Source organism: Mycobacterium sp. SP-6446 (assembly GCF_001954045.1).
GTDB lineage: Bacteria > Actinomycetota > Actinomycetes > Mycobacteriales > Mycobacteriaceae > Mycobacterium.
On record NZ_MBEM01000003.1, the window covers coordinates 80,681 to 99,571 of the forward strand.

At 66.9% G+C, this 18,891-nt stretch carries 21 protein-coding genes and 1 pseudogene; 15 read left to right on the forward strand and 7 right to left on the reverse strand.

The window, feature by feature from the left end:
- Positions 1-6: 6 nt before the first annotated feature.
- Positions 7-906: an alpha/beta fold hydrolase gene (locus A5736_RS00450; RefSeq protein ID WP_076121471.1), complete on the forward strand. Its 900-nt coding sequence runs from the start codon at positions 7-9 to the stop codon at positions 904-906.
- A gap of 22 nt (positions 907-928) precedes the next feature.
- Here A5736_RS00450 and A5736_RS00455 read toward each other — a convergent pair whose 3' ends face one another.
- Positions 929-1,141 (reverse strand): molybdopterin-binding protein, encoded by a 213-nt coding sequence (locus A5736_RS00455; protein ID WP_076243920.1) that lies wholly within the window; start codon positions 1,139-1,141, stop codon positions 929-931.
- 9 nt (positions 1,142-1,150) lie between these two features.
- On the reverse strand, positions 1,151-1,768 hold the full coding sequence (locus tag A5736_RS00460) for a TetR/AcrR family transcriptional regulator (RefSeq protein ID WP_076121475.1): 618 nt from the start codon (positions 1,766-1,768) through the stop codon (positions 1,151-1,153).
- Positions 1,769-1,892: 124 nt separating this feature from the next.
- On the opposite strand from A5736_RS00460, the gene A5736_RS00465 reads away from it, so the two are divergent.
- Complete coding sequence (locus A5736_RS00465; protein WP_076243922.1) at positions 1,893-3,218, forward strand: cytochrome P450; 1,326 nt, start codon at positions 1,893-1,895, stop codon at positions 3,216-3,218.
- Between the two features lie 4 nt (positions 3,219-3,222).
- Here the strand turns inward: A5736_RS00465 and msrA are convergent, their stop codons facing one another.
- Entirely contained in the window at positions 3,223-3,759 is a 537-nt protein-coding gene (gene msrA / locus A5736_RS00470; RefSeq protein WP_076121479.1) for a peptide-methionine (S)-S-oxide reductase MsrA, read from the reverse strand.
- A 90-nt stretch (positions 3,760-3,849) separates the two neighbouring features.
- Between msrA and A5736_RS00475 the strand changes: the two genes are divergently transcribed.
- The 3 genes from A5736_RS00475 (at position 3,850) to A5736_RS00485 (ending at position 5,841) form a co-directional block, all read left to right on the forward strand.
- The gene (locus tag A5736_RS00475) at positions 3,850-4,356 is read left to right on the forward strand and encodes a nuclear transport factor 2 family protein (RefSeq protein ID WP_076121481.1); all 507 of its coding nucleotides are present in this window, start codon (positions 3,850-3,852) and stop codon (positions 4,354-4,356) included.
- Positions 4,353-5,393 carry an NAD-dependent epimerase/dehydratase family protein gene (locus tag A5736_RS00480; RefSeq protein WP_076243923.1) on the forward strand — a complete coding sequence of 347 codons (1,041 nt, stop codon included), beginning with the start codon at positions 4,353-4,355 and terminating at the stop codon, positions 5,391-5,393. The genes A5736_RS00475 and A5736_RS00480 overlap by 4 nt, the downstream gene beginning before the upstream one ends.
- 73 nt (positions 5,394-5,466) lie before the next feature.
- A complete protein-coding gene (locus A5736_RS00485; protein WP_076243925.1) occupies positions 5,467-5,841 on the forward strand; it encodes a DUF427 domain-containing protein in 375 nt (124 codons plus the stop codon).
- A 3-nt stretch (positions 5,842-5,844) separates the two neighbouring features.
- Here A5736_RS00485 and A5736_RS00490 read toward each other — a convergent pair whose 3' ends face one another.
- Positions 5,845-6,228, reverse strand: a complete 384-nt coding sequence (locus tag A5736_RS00490; protein WP_139329496.1) for a nuclear transport factor 2 family protein — start codon at positions 6,226-6,228, stop codon at positions 5,845-5,847.
- An 81-nt stretch (positions 6,229-6,309) separates the two neighbouring features.
- On the opposite strand from A5736_RS00490, the gene A5736_RS00495 reads away from it, so the two are divergent.
- Together A5736_RS00495 and dps are read left to right on the forward strand one after the other, a co-directional pair.
- On the forward strand, positions 6,310-7,221 hold the full coding sequence (locus tag A5736_RS00495) for a DNA-3-methyladenine glycosylase (RefSeq protein ID WP_076243926.1): 912 nt from the start codon (positions 6,310-6,312) through the stop codon (positions 7,219-7,221).
- A 68-nt stretch (positions 7,222-7,289) separates the two neighbouring features.
- Complete coding sequence (dps, locus tag A5736_RS00500; RefSeq protein WP_076243928.1) at positions 7,290-7,838, forward strand: DNA starvation/stationary phase protection protein Dps; 549 nt, start codon at positions 7,290-7,292, stop codon at positions 7,836-7,838.
- Between the two features lie 12 nt (positions 7,839-7,850).
- Here dps and A5736_RS00505 read toward each other — a convergent pair whose 3' ends face one another.
- Entirely contained in the window at positions 7,851-9,299 is a 1,449-nt protein-coding gene (locus A5736_RS00505) for a chloride channel protein (RefSeq protein ID WP_076243945.1), read from the reverse strand.
- Between the two features lie 95 nt (positions 9,300-9,394).
- Here A5736_RS00505 and A5736_RS00510 point away from each other — a divergent pair, with 95 nt between their 5' ends.
- From A5736_RS00510 to A5736_RS00535, 6 genes are all read left to right on the forward strand, one after another.
- On the forward strand, positions 9,395-10,432 hold the full coding sequence (locus A5736_RS00510) for a pirin family protein (RefSeq protein WP_083667087.1): 1,038 nt from the start codon (positions 9,395-9,397) through the stop codon (positions 10,430-10,432).
- The gene (locus A5736_RS00515; protein ID WP_076243929.1) at positions 10,380-11,015 is read left to right on the forward strand and encodes a TetR/AcrR family transcriptional regulator; all 636 of its coding nucleotides are present in this window, start codon (positions 10,380-10,382) and stop codon (positions 11,013-11,015) included. Before A5736_RS00510 ends, A5736_RS00515 begins: the two co-directional genes overlap by 53 nt.
- A gap of 82 nt (positions 11,016-11,097) precedes the next feature.
- Complete coding sequence (locus tag A5736_RS00520; RefSeq protein WP_076121494.1) at positions 11,098-12,054, forward strand: class I SAM-dependent methyltransferase; 957 nt, start codon at positions 11,098-11,100, stop codon at positions 12,052-12,054.
- A gap of 40 nt (positions 12,055-12,094) precedes the next feature.
- Positions 12,095-13,027, forward strand: a complete 933-nt coding sequence (locus A5736_RS00525) for a class I SAM-dependent methyltransferase (protein ID WP_139333034.1) — start codon at positions 12,095-12,097, stop codon at positions 13,025-13,027.
- 114 nt (positions 13,028-13,141) lie between these two features.
- Positions 13,142-14,572, forward strand: a complete 1,431-nt coding sequence (locus A5736_RS00530) for an aldehyde dehydrogenase family protein (RefSeq protein ID WP_076243932.1) — start codon at positions 13,142-13,144, stop codon at positions 14,570-14,572.
- Between the two features lie 59 nt (positions 14,573-14,631).
- Complete coding sequence (locus A5736_RS00535; protein WP_076061275.1) at positions 14,632-15,492, forward strand: SDR family oxidoreductase; 861 nt, start codon at positions 14,632-14,634, stop codon at positions 15,490-15,492.
- A gap of 1 nt (position 15,493) precedes the next feature.
- On the opposite strand, the gene A5736_RS00540 is transcribed toward A5736_RS00535, so the two are convergent.
- Together A5736_RS00540 and A5736_RS00545 are read right to left on the reverse strand one after the other, a co-directional pair.
- Positions 15,494-16,324, reverse strand: coding sequence for a tyrosine-protein phosphatase (locus A5736_RS00540; RefSeq protein WP_076121501.1), 831 nt, complete (start codon positions 16,322-16,324; stop codon positions 15,494-15,496).
- A complete protein-coding gene (locus A5736_RS00545) occupies positions 16,317-17,537 on the reverse strand; it encodes an acyl-CoA dehydrogenase family protein (RefSeq protein WP_076243946.1) in 1,221 nt (406 codons plus the stop codon). Before A5736_RS00545 ends, A5736_RS00540 begins: the two co-directional genes overlap by 8 nt.
- A gap of 130 nt (positions 17,538-17,667) precedes the next feature.
- Here A5736_RS00545 and A5736_RS00550 point away from each other — a divergent pair, with 130 nt between their 5' ends.
- The gene (locus tag A5736_RS00550) at positions 17,668-18,144 is read left to right on the forward strand and encodes a DUF1348 family protein (RefSeq protein WP_371328345.1); all 477 of its coding nucleotides are present in this window, start codon (positions 17,668-17,670) and stop codon (positions 18,142-18,144) included.
- Positions 18,145-18,200: 56 nt separating this feature from the next.
- Positions 18,201-18,891: pseudogene (locus A5736_RS00555) on the forward strand (NAD(P)(+) transhydrogenase (Re/Si-specific) subunit alpha); the annotation flags it as partial.

Here is an 18,891-nt window from a genome sequence, read left to right on the forward strand (position 1 = left end):
CGGAGCATGGTCACCATGCCCGCACTGGACGGCTCTGTCACTGTGGAACACAGGTACGTGGACCTGGGCGACGGAGTCACCATCCACGTCGCCGATGCCGGTCCGGCGGATGGGCCGGCGGTCATGCTGGTCCACGGCTTTCCGGAGAACTGGTGGGAGTGGCACCAGATGATCGGCCCGCTGGCCGCCGACGGCTACCGGGTGCTGTGCCCCGATCTGCGTGGCGCGGGCTGGAGTTCGGCGCCGCGCACCAGTTACCTCAAGAGCGAGATGGCCGACGACCTGGCGGGCGTCCTGGATCGACTGGGCGTCGCCACCGTGAAGCTCGTCGCCCATGACTGGGGCGGACCGGTGGCGTTCATCATGATGCTGCGCCATCCGGAAAAGGTGACGGGCTTTTTCGGAGTGAACACCTTGGCGCCCTGGGTGAAGCGCGATCCGTCGACCGTCCGCAACATCTGGCGGCTCTGGTATCAAATCCCGATTTCGCTGCCGATCATCGGTCCGCGGATCATCAGCAACCCCGACTCCCGTTTTGTCCGGATGCTGGGTTCCTGGGTTGGCGGTGGTTTCGCGTTGCCCGAGGACAACATCCGCATGTACATCGAGTGCATGCGACAGCCCGGGCACGCCGAGGCGGGCTCGCGCTGGTATCGCTCGTTCCAGACCAAGGAGATGCTGCGCTGGATGCGTGGCGAGTACGACGACGCCCGTGTCAACGTTCCCGTTCGTTGGCTGACGGGCACCAAAGACCCGGTGATCACCGCCGATCTGACCGACGGGTATGCCGAGCGCATAAGCGATTTCGAGGTCGAGCTGGTCGACGATGCCGGGCACTGGATCGTCGAGCAGCGACCCGAGTTGGTACTCGACCGGATACGCGCGTTTCTTCGCCTCGAAACGTAAACTGCGGCAGCGCGTTTCGGGCTTACTCGACGCCGATGGTGACTTCGGTGGACTTGATGAACACGGTCGCCTTCTGCCCCACCGCGAGGCCGAGGTCGGTCGCGGCATCCTTGGTGACCGAGGACGTGACGACCTGATCACCGCCGTCGAGCTTCACCTTCACGATCGCCATCACGCTGCCGAGTTCGACCTCGGTGATAGTCCCTTTGAGCTGATTTCGGGTGGATAGGCGCATCGCTCGAGCCTAGTGCCGCGGGCCGAGCAGGGCTACGGACGCATCGACGGCCGGTTCGACGATCTCCCTGACCGCCCTTTCGTCCTCGACGGCTAGCGCGGTCAGTTCGCGCAGACCACCCAGCAGGATCACGGCCAGCGGCGCGGTCAACGGCGGCAGGCCGGCCCGCCGGAAGCCTGGGCTGGCGCTGAGGTCGATCAGCAGGTCCGACAGCAGCTGCAGCACACGGCGCTGGACCGGGCGCGCGACGGCACCCAAGGATGGGAGTTCGCGAATCCAGCTCAACGTGATCGCCGGACGGGACTCGATGAATCCGACGTAGGCCTCGACGGCCTGACGAATCTGCCGATGCCAGTCCGCTTCGGGATCGACCGCCGCGGCGATGTTTTCGGCGAGCTTTTCGATAGTGGCAAGCACCAGCTCCAGGAAGCACTGTTCCTTGCCGGCGAAGTGGTCGTAGAACGTGCGCTTGGACGTGCGCGCGTGGCGAACGATGTCGGCAACCGTGGTGGTGCGGTAGCCGCGCTCGCCGATCGAGGTGGCCAGGCCGTCGAGCAGCCGTAACCGAAACGGGTCCGGCTCGGCGGGCGCATCGCCGCGTACGGCATCGACAGCCGCTGATGTCACGGCCGACCCCTTTCGGTGAATGCGGCACCTTGTCAGGTTTGGTACTCCAGAGTACCGTACAGGGAAAGATCTGCGGTACATCGCGGTACCACCCCGGCTTCGGGGCAGATGTTGGGAGCACGCATTGAGCGAATTAGTCACCGCCCCACCGGTTTCCCAAGCAGTCAGGTTGCCTCCGGCCGCCCGGATCCCGAAGCCGCTCTGCGGTCTGTTCTTCGCGACGTCGCGGCGGGGAATGATCAAACTCCTGGCGCGCCGCTACGGCAACGTCTTCGCGATCAACCTCCCGATGTTCGGCCGCGTCGTGGTGGTCGGTGAGCCGGACCTGGCCAAGCAGATCTTCACCACCAGCCCCGACGAGCTCGGCAATATCCAGCCCAACCTGAGCCGGATGTTCGGCAGCGGCTCGGTATTCGCGCTCGACCGCGACGATCACCGCCGTCGGCGGCGGCTGCTGGCGCCGCCGTTTCACGGCAGGAGCATGAAGAACTACGAGGCGATCATCGAAGAGGAGACGCTGCGCGAGAGCGCCCATTGGCCGGAGGGCGAGCCCTTCGCGACGATGCCGTCGACGATGCGCATCACGCTCAACGCCATCCTGCGCGCGGTGTTCGGGGCCGACGGGGCCGAACTGGACGAGTTGCGCCGGATCATCCCGCCGTGGGTCACCCTGGGATCGCGCTTAGCCGCACTGCCGAAGCCCGTGCGGACCTATGGCCGGTTCAGCCCGTGGGGCCGGCTCGCCCGATGGCGGCGCCAGTACGACATCGTCATCGACAAGCTGATCGCGGCCGAACAGGCGGATCCGAACTTCGAAGAGCGCACCGACGTCCTCGCGCTGATGCTGCGTAGCACCTACGACGATGGTTCGGTCATGTCGCGCAAGGACATTGGCGACGAGCTGCTCACCCTGCTGGCGGCCGGGCACGAGACCACCGCGGCCACGCTCGGCTGGGCGTTCGAGCGGATCACCCGGCACCCCGATCTGCTGGCGGCCCTGGTCGAGGAGGCCGACAACGGCGGCAGCGAACTACGCCAGGCGACGATTCTGGAAGTCCAGCGGGCCAGGACCGTGATCGACTTCGCCGCTCGCCGCGTCTACCCACCTACTTACCAACTCGGCGAATGGACCATTCCCCGCGGCTATTCGATGATCGTCAGCATCGCGCAGATACACGAGAACCCCAGCGTCTTCCCCGATCCGGAGCGCTTCGATCCGCAGCGCTACATCGGGACCAAGCCGTCCTCGTTCGCATGGATTCCCTTCGGCGGTGGGGCCAGGCGGTGTGTGGGTGCCGCGTTCGCCAACATGGAGATGGACGTGGTGCTTCGTACGGTGTTGCGCCACTTCACTATCGAGACCACCTCGGCGCCGGGAGAGCGGTGGCACTGCCGCGGCGTCGCCTACACGCCGAAGGACGGCGGACGGATCGTGGTGCGCAGGCGCTGAGCGTTCAGCGGTTGGCTTGGTCCGCGGTGGCGCGGCGCGGCAACTTCCAGCCCGGGCGAATGTAGTGGCAGGTGTATCCGCCGGGGTAGCGCTGCAGGTAGTCCTGGTGTTCGGGCTCGGCTTCCCAGAAGTCGCCGGCCGGGCTGACCTCCGTCACGACCTTGCCGGGCCATAGGCCGGACGCCTCGACGTCGGCGATGGTGTCCAGGGCGACGCGCTTCTGCTCGTCGTCGGTGTAGAAGATGGCCGACCGGTAGCTGGGGCCTCTGTCGTTGCCCTGCCGGTCTTTCGTTGTCGGGTCGTGGATTTGGAAGAAGAACTCCAGCAGTGTGCGGTAGTCGGTGACCGCGGGGTCGTAGACGATCTCCACGGCCTCGGCGTGCGTGCCGTGGTTGCGGTAGGTCGCGTTGGGTGTGTCGCCGCCGCTGTAGCCGACCCGCGTCGAGATCACGCCGGGCTGTTTGCGGATCAGGTCTTGCATTCCCCAGAAGCAGCCGCCGGCCAGAATCGCTTTTTGGGGGGCATGTTGGGAGTCGGTCATTGCTCGCCTTCCTGATCGGCCACAACCCCGGCCCGATCCCAGCCCAGGCTACACTCCGCCGATGACCCGCAACGGCGCGAAGAGGCCCGCGTGAGCACGCCGGCGTTCTCCCGCAGCGAACTGTCCGACGCCTTCGAGAAGTTCGAGGAGACGGTGGCCCGGGCCGCCGAAACCCGCGACTGGGACGCCTGGGTGCAGCAGTACACACCCGACGTCGAATACATCGAGCACGCGGCGGGCACCATGCACGGCCGCGACGCGGTGCGTGAGTGGATCAAGCAAACGATGACGACCTTCCCCGGAAGCCACATGGTGGCCTTCCCGACGTTGTGGTCGGTGATCGACGAGCCCACCGGACGGGTCATCCTCGAACTGGACAATCCGATGCGCGATCCGGGCGACGGCAGCGTCATCAGCGCGACGAACATCACGATCATCACCTACGCCGGCGACGGCCTGTGGTGCCGTGAAGAAGACATCTACAACCCGTTGCGCTTCCTGCGGGCGGGGATGAAGTGGTGCCGCAAGGCGCAGGCCCTGGGCACGCTCGACGAAGACGCCGAACGGTGGATGCGCCAGTACGGAGGAGCGGAATGAACGCACCCAAGTTGGTCATCGGCGCCAACGGCTTTCTGGGTTCACACGTGACCCGTCAGCTCGTCGCCGGCGGCGCCGAGGTTCGAGCGATGGTGCGCCCGAACGCCAATACCCGTGCCATCGACGACCTTGCGCTGACGCGGTTTCAGGGCGACGTGTTCGACACCGCCACGCTGCGCGAGGCGATGGACGGCGTCGACGACGTGTACTACTGCGTGGTCGACACCCGCGCGTGGTTGCGAGACCCCGCGCCGTTGTTTCGCACCAACGTCGAGGGCCTGCGCAACGTGCTCGATGTGGCCGTCAAAGAACCAGCGCTGCGCCGGTTCGTCTTCACCAGCACCTACGCGACGGTGGGCCGTCGCCACGGGCATGTGGCGACCGAAGACGACGTGATCGACCCCCGCGGGCTGACTCCCTATGTGCAATCCCGGGTTCAGGCCGAAGATCTGGTCATGCGGTACGTGGCCGAGGCCGGCCTGCCCGCCGTCGCCATGTGCGTCTCAACCACTTACGGCAGCGGGGACTGGGGAGGCACCCCGCACGGCGCCTTCATCGCCGGCGCGGTGTTCGGCAAGCTGCCCTTCCTGATGAACGGCATCCAGCTGGAGGTCGTCGGCGTCGACGACGCCGCCCGGGCAATGATCCTGGCCGCCGAGCGCGGCCGCATCGGCGAGCGATACCTGGTGTCCGAGCGGATGTTCGCGCTGAACGATGTCGTGCGGATCGCGGCCGACGAGGCCGGGGTGCCACCGCCGCGACGCGCGATCTCGGTGCCGGTGCTCTATGCCCTGGCCGCAATGGGCACCCTGAGGGCCCGGCTGACCGGCAAGGACTCCGAACTCAGCCTCAGGTCGGTGCGCATGATGCGCGCCGAGGCCGACGTCGACAGCAGCAAGGCGAAGCGCGAACTGGGCTGGCAGCCACGTCCGGTCGAGGAATCGATCCGCGAGGCGGCCCGGTTCTGGGCCGCTTTAAAGGGCGCGCAGACCACGCGCAAAGACACGAAGGACAGCACCACCGCCCCGGCCGAATAGGCTCGGCGCGCGGGAAGGCTTGAGCGCCGACGCGCGTTGCATCCCTTATCCGCGTCCATAGGAGGTATCAACCATGGCCCACCGGCAAGCCCTGGAACCCAACGCCGGGCACCCGATCACCATCGAGCCGACCAACCGAAGGGTGCAGGTTCGTGTCAATGGCGAGCTGGTCGCGGACACCACCGCCGCACTGGAATTACGCGAGGCGACTTTGCCTGCGGTGCAATACATTCCGCTAGCCGACGTGGTCTCCGACCGGCTTACCCGCACCGACACCAGCACCTACTGCCCGTTCAAAGGCGACGCCAGCTACTACAGCCTGACCACCTCGGCCGGCGACACCGTCGAGGATCTGATCTGGACGTACGAGCAGCCCTATCCGGCGGTCGCGGCGATTGCCGGGCACGTCGCCTTCTACCCCAACAAAGCCGACATCAGCGTGGCGTAGCGTTCAGTCGGTGAACACGGCGGCCGACTTGGTGTCGCTGTATTCGCGCATCGATACGATCTGCCCGTCGCGGGTCTCGAAGATGCAAACAAACGGTGAGTCGTACTCGACGCCGTCCCTCGAGGTTCCCGAGGCATGCGCCTCAACGACAACCGTGTCGCCTTCGTTGACGCAGCGGTACAGGTCGAGATTGATCTCGACGATCTGTCTGCGTCGCTCGTTGGCCCGCCGGAACGTCTCCTTGTCGAACGAAACTCGCGTGATAATGCTCCAGTAGGTGAACTCGTCGCTGAGCAGCGCGAAACCCTCATTCACATCGCCGCCCTCGCAGACGCTCTGCAGGAACATCCAGGCCAGTTCGGCTTGCGGGCCATCGAACGGCGTCATCACATCGCAATATTGTCTTGGAAGATGGTGAACGGTCAATCGCGCGGTCGTCGGCCGCAATCGGAGTGAGCTGGAGCTTTCGTGAAGAGTGCGCGCACGGTGACGTTCGCTGGGACCGTCAGCTTCGGGCACACGCTCGCGCCACTGCGCCGCGGGCCTCGGGATCCGTGTTTTCAGATGACCGCTGACGGCGCGATCTGGCGAACCTCCCTGCTGCCCAGCGGACCCGTCGCGGCGCGGATCAGCCGGGCGGCGCCCAATGCCGCCCGCGGCGAGGCGTGGGGCGCCGGCGCCGAGGAGTTCGTCGAGACGTTGCCCGCGCTGCTGGGCGCCGAGGACGACGTCTCGGGCTTCGCTCCGCGGGACCTGACGGTCGCCGCCGCGCACCGGCGGGTCCCACACCTGCGCCTGGGCCGCACCGGACGGGTGCTGGAGGCCCTGATCCCCGCGGTCATCGAGCAGCGAGTACCGGGCGCCGATGCGTTTCGGTCGTGGCGGGTGCTGGTGTCCAAGTACGGGACGCCGGCGCCGGGGCCGGTGCCCGCCGGCATGCGGGTACCGCCCTCGGCCGACGTGTGGCGCAACATCCCGTCGTGGGAATTCCACCGGGCCAATGTCGATCCGGGGCGCGCCCAGACGGTGGTGCGCTGCGCGCGCCGTGCGGATTCGCTGGAACGGTTGCTCGCGCGGCCGTCGGCGCAGGCGCGCGAAGCGCTGACGTCGCTGCCGGGGGTCGGTGAGTGGACCGCCGCCGAGACGGCGCAGCGGGCGTTCGGCGATGCCGACGCCGTTTCGGTGGGCGACTATCACATCCCGAAGATGGTCGGCTGGACGCTGCTGGGCTACCCGATCGACGACGCGGTCATGCTCGAGGTGTTGGAGCCGATGCGGCCACACCGCCACCGCGTGGTTCGCCTGCTCGAGGCGAGCGGGCTGGCATACGAGCCGCGGCGCGGCGCGCGGCTGCCCGTGCAGCAAATTCATTCTCTCTGACCTGCCGGTGTTTTCGAGCCCGGTCATCGGGTATCCGTTAGGGCAAGTACCTGCGAGGGAAGGAAGCGATGACTCAGTTCACCATTCCGGGATTGACCGACAAACAGGCCGCGCGGCTCACCGAATTGCTGCAGAAGCAGTTGAGCACGTACAACGATCTTCATCTGACGTTGAAGCACATCCACTGGAATGTGGTGGGGCCCAACTTTATTGGCGTGCACGAGATGATCGACCCTCAGGTCGAGGCGGTGCGTGGCTTCGCCGACGACGTCGCCGAACGCATTGCGGCCCTTGGTGCTTCGCCGCAGGGGACACCGGGTGCCATCATCAGGGACCGATCCTGGGACGACTATTCGGTCGACCGTGACACCGTCAAGGCGCATTTGGCCGCACTGGACTTGGTCTACACCGGCGTCATCGAAGACATTCGCCACGCGATCGACGAAACGGATGACATCGATCAGGTCACCCAGGACCTGCTGATCGAGCAGGCCGGCAACTTGGAGAAGTTCCAGTGGTTCGTGCGGGCGCACCTGGAGAGCGCGGGCGGCAAGTTGAGCCATGAGGGCTCGGCCACCGAAAAGGAAGCAGCACGCAGCGCACGGCGCAATTCGTAGCAAACGAATCGGCTATTCGGCCTGGCTTTCGGTGTCCCGAGGCTGATGTTCGGCTTCGGCGGTTTCACGATTGAGTCGCTGCGCCTCGTAGATCGTGACGTTGGTGCGCGACATGACCAACGCGGCTATCCCGACGGCGAGGATCGCCCCGGGCACCACCGAGAACGAACCCGTCATCTCCGCGACCATGATCATGATCGCCAGCGGCGCGCGGGCGACACTGCCGAAGCACGCCATCATCCCTACTACGACGAAAATTCCCGGTCCGCCCGGCACCCCGGGCAGGCCAGACATTTCGCCCAGCCGCCAGACGGCGGCCCCCACGAAGGCGCCGATCACGATCCCGGGTCCGAACAGCCCGCCGGATCCGCCGGTCCCGATCGACAAGGAAGTCGCGACGATCTTCGCGATCGGGAGGACGACGACGACCCACAGCGGGATGTGCAACAGCGATCCGCGATCGGCCGCCAACTGCGCCCAGCCGTAGCCGCTGCTCAGGATCTCCGGGATCAGCAGTCCCAACAGGCCGACCAACAGCCCGCCGAGCGCGGGCTTGACGACCGGTCCGCCGGGCAGCCGGTGGGTTAGCGCCACCGCGGCATGGAAGATCCGGGCATAGAGGTAGCCGACCGCCGCGGCCAGCAGGCCGATCACCACGAACCACAGCAGCGGCCACGCCCTTTCGAAGCGGTACTCCGCGTCGATGTAGCCGAACAGCGGGTCAAAGCCCAGAAAAGCTCCCAGCACTGCATATGCGGTTCCCGAGGTGATGAAACCGGGCAGCAGGCAGCGGTAGTCGAAGTCGTCGCGATAGGGGATCGATGCGGCTAGCACCGCCCCACCGAGCGGCGCGCCGAAGATCGCGCCAATGCCCGCGCCGATACCCAGCGCGACGGCGGTCCGGCCGTCCTCGTCGGAGAGGTCCAGGCGCCGGGTCAGCAACGAACAGAAGCCGGCTGAGATTTGTGCCGTCGGGCCCTCACGACCGCCCGAACCGCCCGAGCCTATGGTCAGCGCGCTGGCGACCATCTTCACCAACACCGCGCGAAAACGGATCGCGCGGGGATCGCCGTGTATCGCTTCGATGGCTTCGTCGGTACCGTGGCCGGTGGCTTCCGGCGCGAGCTTGGTCACGATCAACGCCGATAGCAGCGCCCCTGCCGTCGTCACCAGTGGGATCGCCCAAGGACGTACGAAGCCGCCGGACCCATGGTCGCCGCCGTCTCCGACGGGCGTCGGTATGTGGTAACCGGCCAGGTAGCCCAGCAGAAACTCGCCGGTGTATTTCAGCGCGAGATAGAAGACAACGGCTCCGAGGCCGGCCACGATACCGATGGCAGTGCCCAGCAGCAGCCACTTGCGCACGTAGCCCGACTGCCGGATCGACGCCCCGAATCGTCCGCCCGCCGCCGCTGCGGGGGCGACCGCGGGGTGCGGGTCGGCCTCCGCCGGCTCGCTCACCGGTCCCGCCACCCAAGCACCCAGCCATCGTAAGACCAGCGGGAATAACTGGACCACGGTCCGGTTATATAGGCAACCCAAATTTGAGGAGACAAATGCCTGCTATTACCGCGGACACGCTCGCCCTGCCGCGGATCGGCCGGCCCGATCCATCCGACACCGAGCGCCCGGTCCGATCGATCACCACCGGCCCGCGAGGCTACGAGGGTGAAGGCTTCCCCGTCGTCCGCGCGTTCGCCGGCGTGAGCGCCGCAGCCCTGGATCCCTTCGTGCACATGGACCAGATGGGCGCGGTGGAATACCAGCCCGGAGAACCCAGGGGAACCGATTGGCACCCGCACCGCGGCTTCGAAACCGTCACCTACATGCTCGACGGAAAATTCGCGCACCAGGATTCCCACGGCGGTGGCGGCCTGATCACCGATGGCGCCACCCAATGGATGACGGCGGGTTCGGGCATCCTGCACATCGAGACCCCGCCCGCCGAATTGGTCGAGAGCGGCGGCCTTTTCCACGGTTTCCAGTTGTGGGTGAATCTGCCGAAGAAAGACAAGTTCGCGCCCCCTCGGTACCAGGCCATCGAAGGCACCGACGCCGGGCTGCTCGCATCCGATGACGGCGGGGCGCTGGTTCGCATCATCGCCGGTGAGATCGACGGTCACCGCGGTCCCGGTATCACCCACACGCCGATCACGTTGGCGCACGCGACGATTCAAAGTGGGGCCCGGCTCAACATCCCGTGGCGGCGCGATTTCAACGCGCTGGTCTACGTCCTGTCGGGAAGCGGGTATGTGGGTCCCCTCGCGCACCCGATCAGGCAGGGGCAACTGGCCGTGCTCGGACCCGGCGACCGGATCACCGTCGGCGCCCAATCAACCCAGGAGTCGTCCCGCACCACAGCAATCGATGTGCTGCTTTTGGGCGGGCAGCCCATTCGCGAGCCGGTATTCCACTACGGGCCTTTCGTAATGAACTCTCGCGCGGAATTGATGGAGGCGCTGCAGGACTACCAAGCTGGGAAGTTCGGCAATATTCCGCCGAACGCGTTAATGCCACATCACGGGGTGGCACACTTCAATAATGGCGATAACGGCGAGTCGCCGCCCGGGCCGACCGCCCGCAGCAAAGGCTGACGAGACGCGTCAGCGGATCATGCAGGCCGCTCGTCGGGTGTTCAGTGAACGCGGTTACGACGGTGCGACGTTCCAGGCGATTGCGGTCCAGGCCGACCTGACGAGGCCGGCGATCAATCACTACTTTTCCAGCAAACGGCTGTTGTACCGCGAGGTATTGGGGCATGCCAACGACGTCGTCATCCGGGACGCTATTCGGGCGGCACAGCACGAGACCACGTTGACCGGGCGGCTGACGGCGTTCATCACCACCGCGGTACGCGCTAATTCCGACAATCCTGCCGTGTCGGCGTTTCTGATCACCGCCGTGCTGGAATCGCAGCGGCATCCGGAATTGAGCCAGACCGAGAACGATTCGATGAGAATCGGCCGCGAATTTCTGACGTGGGTGGTCGGCGAGGCGATCGAGCGTGGCGAAGTCGCCGCCGATATCGACGCGCAGGCACTGGTCGAGACGCTGGTCGTGGTGCTTTGCGGGGTGGGATTCTATGCCGGCTACGTCAGCAACTACGAAGAGATGTTGGCCGCCACCGACGTGCTCCGGCGGCTGTTGGAAGGCGCGCTGCTGCGCCCCGAACGCTGACTCGACACCGGGTGTCCGGCGCCGGTGAAATCGCGCACAAAGCGTATAGGCTAACTAACTTATTCGGTAGCATGGTGCCGATATGACTGAGCTTGACGACACCTCCGTAGAGCCTTCCTTACCGCCCTCATTACGCACCGCGGGTGACTCGTGGTCCATCACCGAACTCGTCGGCGCTACCGCCTTGGGCGTCGCTGCCTCGCGTGCCGTGGAAACGGCCGGACCCAATCCACTAATACGTGACGACTTCGCCAGGGTGCTGGTGTCCTCGGCCGGTCCCGCGTGGGAACGCCTGGCCGACGCCGAACTGGCTTGGCTCGACGACGACCCGCACGCGCGGCGTGCACATCGGCTGGGCATCGACTATCAGGCCGTGCGCACGCACTTCTTCGACGAGTACTTTGCCGACGCCGTCAGCGCCGGTATCCGGCAGGTGGTGATTCTGGCCGCCGGGCTGGACTCGCGTGCCTACCGGTTGGATTGGCCGGCGGATACCGCCGTCTACGAGATCGATCAGCCCCAGGTGCTGGAGTACAAGACCGCAATCCTGCAGCGGCACGGCGCGGTTCCGGCTGCCAGCAGGCGCCCGGTCCCGGTGGACCTGCGGGATGACTGGCCGGCAGCGTTGACCGCAGCCGGCTTCGACCGCACCCAACCGACCGCCTGGCTTGCCGAGGGCTTGCTGCCCTATCTGCCCGGCGATGCCCAGGACCGGCTCTTCGAGATGTTCACCGCGCTGAGCGCGCCGGGCAGCCAGGTGGCCATCGAGGCGTTCGGCATGAATTCGCGGAGCAACTCGCAGCGCTGGCTGCGGATGCGGGAGCGGCTCGGCCTGGATGTCAACGTCCAGGCGCTGACCTATCACGAGCCGGACCGCACGGATCCCGTCGAGTGGCTGGCCGAGCACGGCTGGCAGGTAAACAGCGTGAACAACCGCGACGAGATGGCCCGGCTGGGCCGGCCGGTACCCGACGACCTAGCCGACGAGGCCGTCCGCAGCACGCTGCTGCGCGCACGCCTCGGCGCCCCGACCCACTGACCCGCGCCCACCCCCTACCAAGGAGCACGCGATGAGCTCACTGCGCACCCACGACGACAGCTGGGACATCAAGTCCAGCGTCGGCACGACCGCCGTGATGGTCGCCGCCGCCCGCGCCGTCGAAACCGAGCGGCCCGACGCGCTCATCCGCGACCCGTACGCCAAGCTGCTGGTCACCAATGCGGGTGCCGGTGTCCTGTGGGAGGCCATGCTCGATCCGGAGATCGCGGCCAGGGTCGAAGCCCTCGATTCCGACTCCGCGGCGCACCTCCATCACATGCGCGGCTACCAGGCGGTGCGCACGAATTTCTTCGACACCTTTTTCAAGGACGCCGTCGCCGACGGGATCCGGCAGGTGGTGATCCTGGCGTCGGGCCTGGATTCCCGCGCCTACCGCCTGGATTGGCCGGCGGGCACCACGGTGTACGAGATCGACCAGCCCGATGTGTTGGCCTACAAGTCCACGACGCTCGCCGAAAACGGTGTGGCGCCTTCGGCCGATCGCCGCGAGGTCGCGATCGACCTGCGTCAGGACTGGCCCGCCGCGCTGCGTGCCGCGGGCTTCGACCCCGCGGCGCGCACCGCCTGGCTCGCCGAGGGACTGCTGATGTATCTGCCGGCGGAAGCCCAGGACCGGTTGTTCACCCAGATCGGCGAGCTCAGTCCGGCCGGCAGCCGGGTCTCGGCCGAAACCGCGCCCGCGCACGCCGACGAGCGTCGGCAGCAGATGCGCGAGCGGTTCCGGAAGGTGGCCGACGAACTCGGCCTGGAGGAGACCATCGACGTCGGGGAGCTGATGTACCGCGACGACCACCGGGCGAACGTCGCGGACTGGCTGAACGATCACGGATGGCGCGCCCGCGCGCAGCCGTCGACGGACGAGATGCGACGGCTGGGCCGCTGGATCGACAGCGTCCCGTTGGCCGACGACAAGGACGCGTTCTCCGACTTCGTGATCGCGGAGCGGTTGTAGCGGCAGCCGCCCAGGATCTTCCTTTCTGCTCTCCCAACCGGATGGTTAGGATCGCGGGTATCACCCATGAGCGCTCGCGCGACGAGCAGTGGGCAGCCTCCGGGAAGGAAGTCAATGATGACCACCGAATCGGTTACGCCGAAGACATCTGAGTCCAACGGGGCCCCGGCAGCTCAACCGGACAACGTCGCCGCGACCGTGGACCGGCTTCGCAAGACCTTCGCCACCGGCCGCACCCGGGACGTCGAATGGCGCAAGCAGCAGTTGCTGCAGCTGGCCAAGCTGATGGAAGAAAACGAGGCCGCGATCGCCGCCGCGCTGGCAGAAGATCTGGACCGCAGCCCGTTCGAGGCGTTCATCGCCGACGTCGCAACGACCGCAGGCGAGGCGAAGTACGCGGCCAAGAAGGTTCGCCGCTGGACGAAGCGCAAATACCAATTGCTCGAGATGCCGCAGCTTCCCGGCCGGGGCTGGATCGAATACGAGCCCTACGGCACCGTGCTGATCATCGGCGCCTGGAATTACCCGTTCTACCTGACGCTGGGCCCGGCCGTCGGCGCGATCGCCGCGGGGAACGCCGTCATTCTCAAGCCGTCGGAGATCGCCGCGGCGTCGGCGCACTTGATGGCCGAGCTGGTGCCTCGATACCTCGACAACGACGCGATCGCCGTGGTCGAGGGCGACGGCTCGGTGAGCCAGGCGCTCATTGCGCAGGGCCTGGACCGCGTGCTGTTCACCGGCGGCACCGAGATCGGGCGCAAGGTATACGAGGGTGCGGCGCCGCACCTGACGCCGTGCACGCTGGAGCTCGGCGGCAAGAGCCCGGTGATCGTGGCGGCCGACGCCGACGTGGAAGTCGCCGCCAAGCGGATCGCGTGGATGAAACTGCTGAACGCCGGGCAGACTTGTGTGGCTCCCGACTATGTGTTGGCGGACGCCACGATTCGCGACGAGCTGGTGGACAAGATCGGCGCCGCCATCACGAAGTTCACCTCGGACAAGCCGAACGGCATGCGGATCGTCAATCAGCGTCAGTTCGACCGCATCAGCGGCTATTTGTCCGGCGGGGACGGCAAGGTCGCCGTCGGCGGGGCCTGCGACGCGTCGAGCCTACGCATCCAGCCCACCGTCGTCGTCGATCCGGATCCGGACGGCCCGCTGATGCGCAACGAGATCTTCGGACCGGTGCTTCCGGTGGTCACCGTCCAATCCCTGGACGACGCAATACGTTTCGTCAATTCGCGGCCCAAACCGCTTTCCGCGTACCTGTTCACCAAAACCCGCGAGACCCGCGAGCGGGTGATCAAAGAGGTGCCGGCCGGCGGCATGCTCGTCAACCATCTCGCGTTCCAGGTGTCGACGGCCAAGCTGCCGTTCGGCGGGGTCGGCGCGTCGGGCATGGGTGCGTATCACGGCCGCTATGGCTTCGAGGAGTTCAGCCACCGCAAGTCGGTGCTGACCAAGCCGACGCGGCCCGACCTGTCGAGCTTCATCTACCCGCCCTATACCGAGCGGGCCTTCAAGATGGCCCGCAGGATGTTCTGACATTCCTGTCGCGCCAAATCGCTTGCTAAACACAAATTTTCACCGCAGAGAGGAACCTGATGCCCGGAGTGCAGGATCGCGTCATCGTCGTCACCGGAGCCGGTGGGGGATTGGGCCGTGAATACGCCCTCACCCTCGCCGCCGAAGGCGCCAGCGTCATCGTGAACGACCTCGGCGGGGCCCGCGACGGCACCGGCGCCGGACACAACATGGCCGACGAGGTGGTCAAGGAGATCCGCGACGCGGGTGGGCGCGCGGCCGCCAACTACGACAGCGTCGCCGAGCCCGAGGGCGCCGAGAACATCATCAAGACCGCGCTCGACGAGTTCGGCGCGGTGCACGGTGTGGTGAGCAACGCCGGGATCCTGCGCGACGGCACCTTCCACAAGATGTCGTTCGAGAACTGGGACGCCGTGCTCAAGGTGCACCTCTACGGCGGGTACAACGTCATCCGCGCCGCGTGGCCGCACTTCCGTGAGCAGAGCTACGGGCGGGTCGTCGTCGCCACCTCCACCAGTGGCCTGTTCGGCAACTTCGGCCAGACCAATTACGGCGCGGCCAAGCTCGGCCTTGTCGGCCTGATCAACACGCTGGCGCTGGAGGGCGCCAAGTACAACATCAACGCCAACGCGGTCGCCCCGATCGCGGCGACCAGGATGACCCAGGACATCATGCCGCCCGAGGTGCTGGAGAAGCTCACGCCGGAGTTCGTCGCTCCCGTCGTGGCCTACCTGTGCACCGAGGAATGTGCCGACAGCGCATCGGTTTTCGTCGTCGGTGGCGGCAAGGTGCAACGCGTGGCGCTGTTCCAGAACGACGGCGTCAACTTCGACAAGCCGCCGTCGGTTCAGGACATCGCCGCCCAGTGGAGCGACATCACCGACCTCTCCGCGGCGCAGAAGGCCGGATTCAAGCTCTGACTCAGCCGAGCAGCGCGTCGCGCAGCTTGTCCACGTCGGCCGCGGAGATGCCCGCGCCGCGCAGGTAGCCGTCGAGCGATCCGAATTCCTCGTCGATCGCTTGGCGTGCCGCGGCCAGGTATTCCTCGCGGACGCCGAGGACCCCGTCGGACAGCCGGGCCTCGGTGAAGGTCACCACTTCCGGGGTGAGTTCGCTTTGTTGGCGCTGGGCGATCATCTCGGAGATCCGGGCCCGCAGCTGCGGGGCCGCGTCATTGCTGCGCAGGAAGTCGGCGACGATGGTGTCGCGGTCGACGCCGATCGCCTCCAGCACGGTGGCGACCACGAAGCCGGTGCGATCCTTTCCCGCGAAGCAGTGCGTGAGCACCGGGCGTCCGGCAGCGAGCAGCGTGATGACGCGGTGCAGCGCGCGTTGTGCCCCGTTGCGCGTTGGGAATTGGCGGTATTCATCGACCATGTAGCGGGCGGCGGCCTCGTTGACCGACATGTCGGAGTCGGCGCCTTCGCCGGTGAGCAGGCGCTGGAACGCGTGTTCGTGCGGTGCCTGGTCGTCGGTGCCGGCCTCGTCCTCGCCGAGGTCCGGGAAGGGCAGCAGGTGGATCTCGACGCTGTCGGGAACGAGCCCCGGACCGCGGCGGGCTACTTCCCGGGTCGCGCGCAGGTCGGCGACGTCGGTGATGCCGAGGCGGCGCAGCGTTGCCCGCCCTTCGTCGTCGAGGCGGCTCAGCTCGCTGGACCGGAACAGCCGCCCGGGCCGCAAGACGGACGCGGAATCCGCGACGTCGCGAAAGTTCCAGGCGCCCGGTAGTTCCCGGACGGCGGCCTCAGCCATGCGACGTGACCGCCGCCGCGAGCGCGGATTGCTCCCGGCCGAGTTCGGTGCGCGCGACGGTCCGCATATGCACCTCGTCGGGTCCGTCGAAGATCCGCATCGCCCGGTGCCAGGCGTAGAGCCGGGCCAGCGCCGTGTCCTCGCTGACGCCGGCGGCCCCGTGCACCTGGATGGCACGGTCGATGACGTCGCAGGCCACCTGCGGCGCGACCGCCTTGATCTGCGACACCAGCAGGTGGGCGGCCTTGTTGCCGTGCTGGTCGATGGTCCACGCGGCCTTCTCGCACAGCAGCCTGGCCTGGTCGATCTCGTTGCGCGACTTGGCAATTGCCTGCTGGACCAAACCCTGGTCGGCCAGCGGACGGCCGAATGCGATCCGGGTGTTCGCGCGGTGCACCATCAGGGCCAGGGCCCGCTCGGCCCCGCCGAGCGCGCGCATGCAGTGGTGGATGCGGCCCGGCCCCAGCCGCGCCTGGGCGATCGCGAAGCCGCCGCCCTCTTCGCCGAGCAGGTTGGTGACCGGTACCCGGACGTTGTCGTAGATGATCTCGCAGTGCCCGGGCTGGTCCTGGTAACCGAAGACCGTCGTCGAGCGGACGACCGTCACGCCGGGCGTATCGATCGGCACTAGGACCATCGACTGCTGTTGGTGGCTGGCCGCTTCGGGGTTGGTGCGGCCCATCACGATGAGGATCTTGCAGCGCGGGTCCGCCGCACCCGAGGTCCACCACTTGCGGCCGTTGATCACGTAGTCACCGCCGTCGCGCACGATGGAGGTCTCGATGTTGCGCGCATCGCTGCTGGCGACCGCGGGCTCGGTCATCGAAAATGCGCTGCGGATCTCACCGGCCAACAGCGGCTCCAGCCACTGCTTGCGCTGCTCGTCGGTGGCGAACAGGTGCAGCGTTTCCATGTTGCCGGTATCGGGTGCCGCGCAGTTGAGCGCCTCGGGGGCGATCTCGAGGCTCCAGCCGGTGAGCTCGGCCAGCGGGGCGTATTCCAGGTTGGTCAGGCCCGACTCGGCCGGCAGGAACAGGTTCCACAGGCCGGCCGCTTTGGCCTTGGTCTTGAGTTCCTCGATGACGGGCGGAACGGTGTGGTCGTTCGGGCCGGCCTCGTGGCGGTATTTGTCGTAATCGGCCTCGGCCGGAAAGACATACTCGGTCATGAAGTCGGACAGCCGCTTGTGGTAGTCGCTCGCTTTGGCCGACATCGCGAAGTCCATGTCCGTCACGATAGGACACGTGCTGGGGCACCAAATTTCAGGGCGTCGGACCGTCGAGCCTGTAATTCTGCAGAGAAAGTGCGAGTAGGCATCTGCGGATTTACAGGCTCGGCGCACGATGAAAGTCATGACCGACGCTGAGAGCCGCCCGCCTTTCCCGCCGTTCACCCTCGAGACCGCGCTGCAGAAGGTGCAGGCCGCCGAGGACGCCTGGAACACTCGCGACCCCGCGCGCGTCAGCCTCGCCTACACGCCCGACTCGCACTGGCGCAACCGGAGCGAACGGATCGTCGGCCGGGAAGAGATCGTGGCGTTTCTGACCCGCAAATGGCAGCGCGAACTCGACTACTCGCTGCGCAAGAGCCTGTGGGATTTCCACGACGACCGCATCGCGGTGCGCTTTCAGTACGAGTGCCGCGATGAGGCCGGTCAGTGGTACCGGAGCTACGGCAACGAACTGTGGGAGTTCGCCGCGTCGGGGTTGATGGCCCGCCGCGAAGCCAGCATCAACGACGTCCCCATCGACGAATCCGAGCGCCGCTATTTCGGCCCCCGCCCGGCGTCAGAACATGGCCAAGAGATTCCGCTCTGGTAGCCGACCGATAGGGTGTCTGCGCGAAGCCCAAAGTAAGGAAAGTAGATGTACGCGCCATGACAGATGCGCAGACGACGGTGGGGGTGGTCGCCGAGTCCGCGACCGACGAGCGGCGCGTCGCGTTGGTGCCGAAGGCGGTCGCGTCGCTGGTGAACAGCGGTTTGGCCGTGGTGGTCGAGTCCGGTGCGGGTGAAGGCGCGCTGCTTCCCGATGGGCTCTACACCGAGGCCGGGGCCAGCATCGGGGACGCCTGGGCTGCCGACGTGGTCGTCAAGGTAGCCCCGCCGACCGCCGACGAGGTCGGCAGGTTGCGCAGCGGTCAGACGCTGATCGGCTTCCTGGCGCCGCGCAATGCCGATAACGCGATCGGCGCGCTGAAGCAGGCCGGGGTGCAGGCGTTCGCGCTGGAGGCCATCCCGCGGATCTCGCGGGCCCAGGCCATGGATGCGCTGTCGTCGCAGGCCAACGTGGCGGGGTACAAGGCGGTGCTGCTGGCGGCCTCGGAGTCGACCCGGTTTTTCCCGATGCTGACCACCGCCGCGGGAACGGTGAAGCCGGCGACCGTGCTGGTGCTCGGCGTCGGAGTGGCCGGGCTGCAGGCGCTGGCGACGGCCAAGCGGCTGGGCGCGCGGACGTCCGGCTACGACGTGCGTCCGGAGGTTGCCGACCAGGTGCGCTCGGTGGGGGCGCAGTGGCTGGACGTCGGGATCGACGCGGCCGGCGAGGGCGGCTACGCCCGCGAGCTCA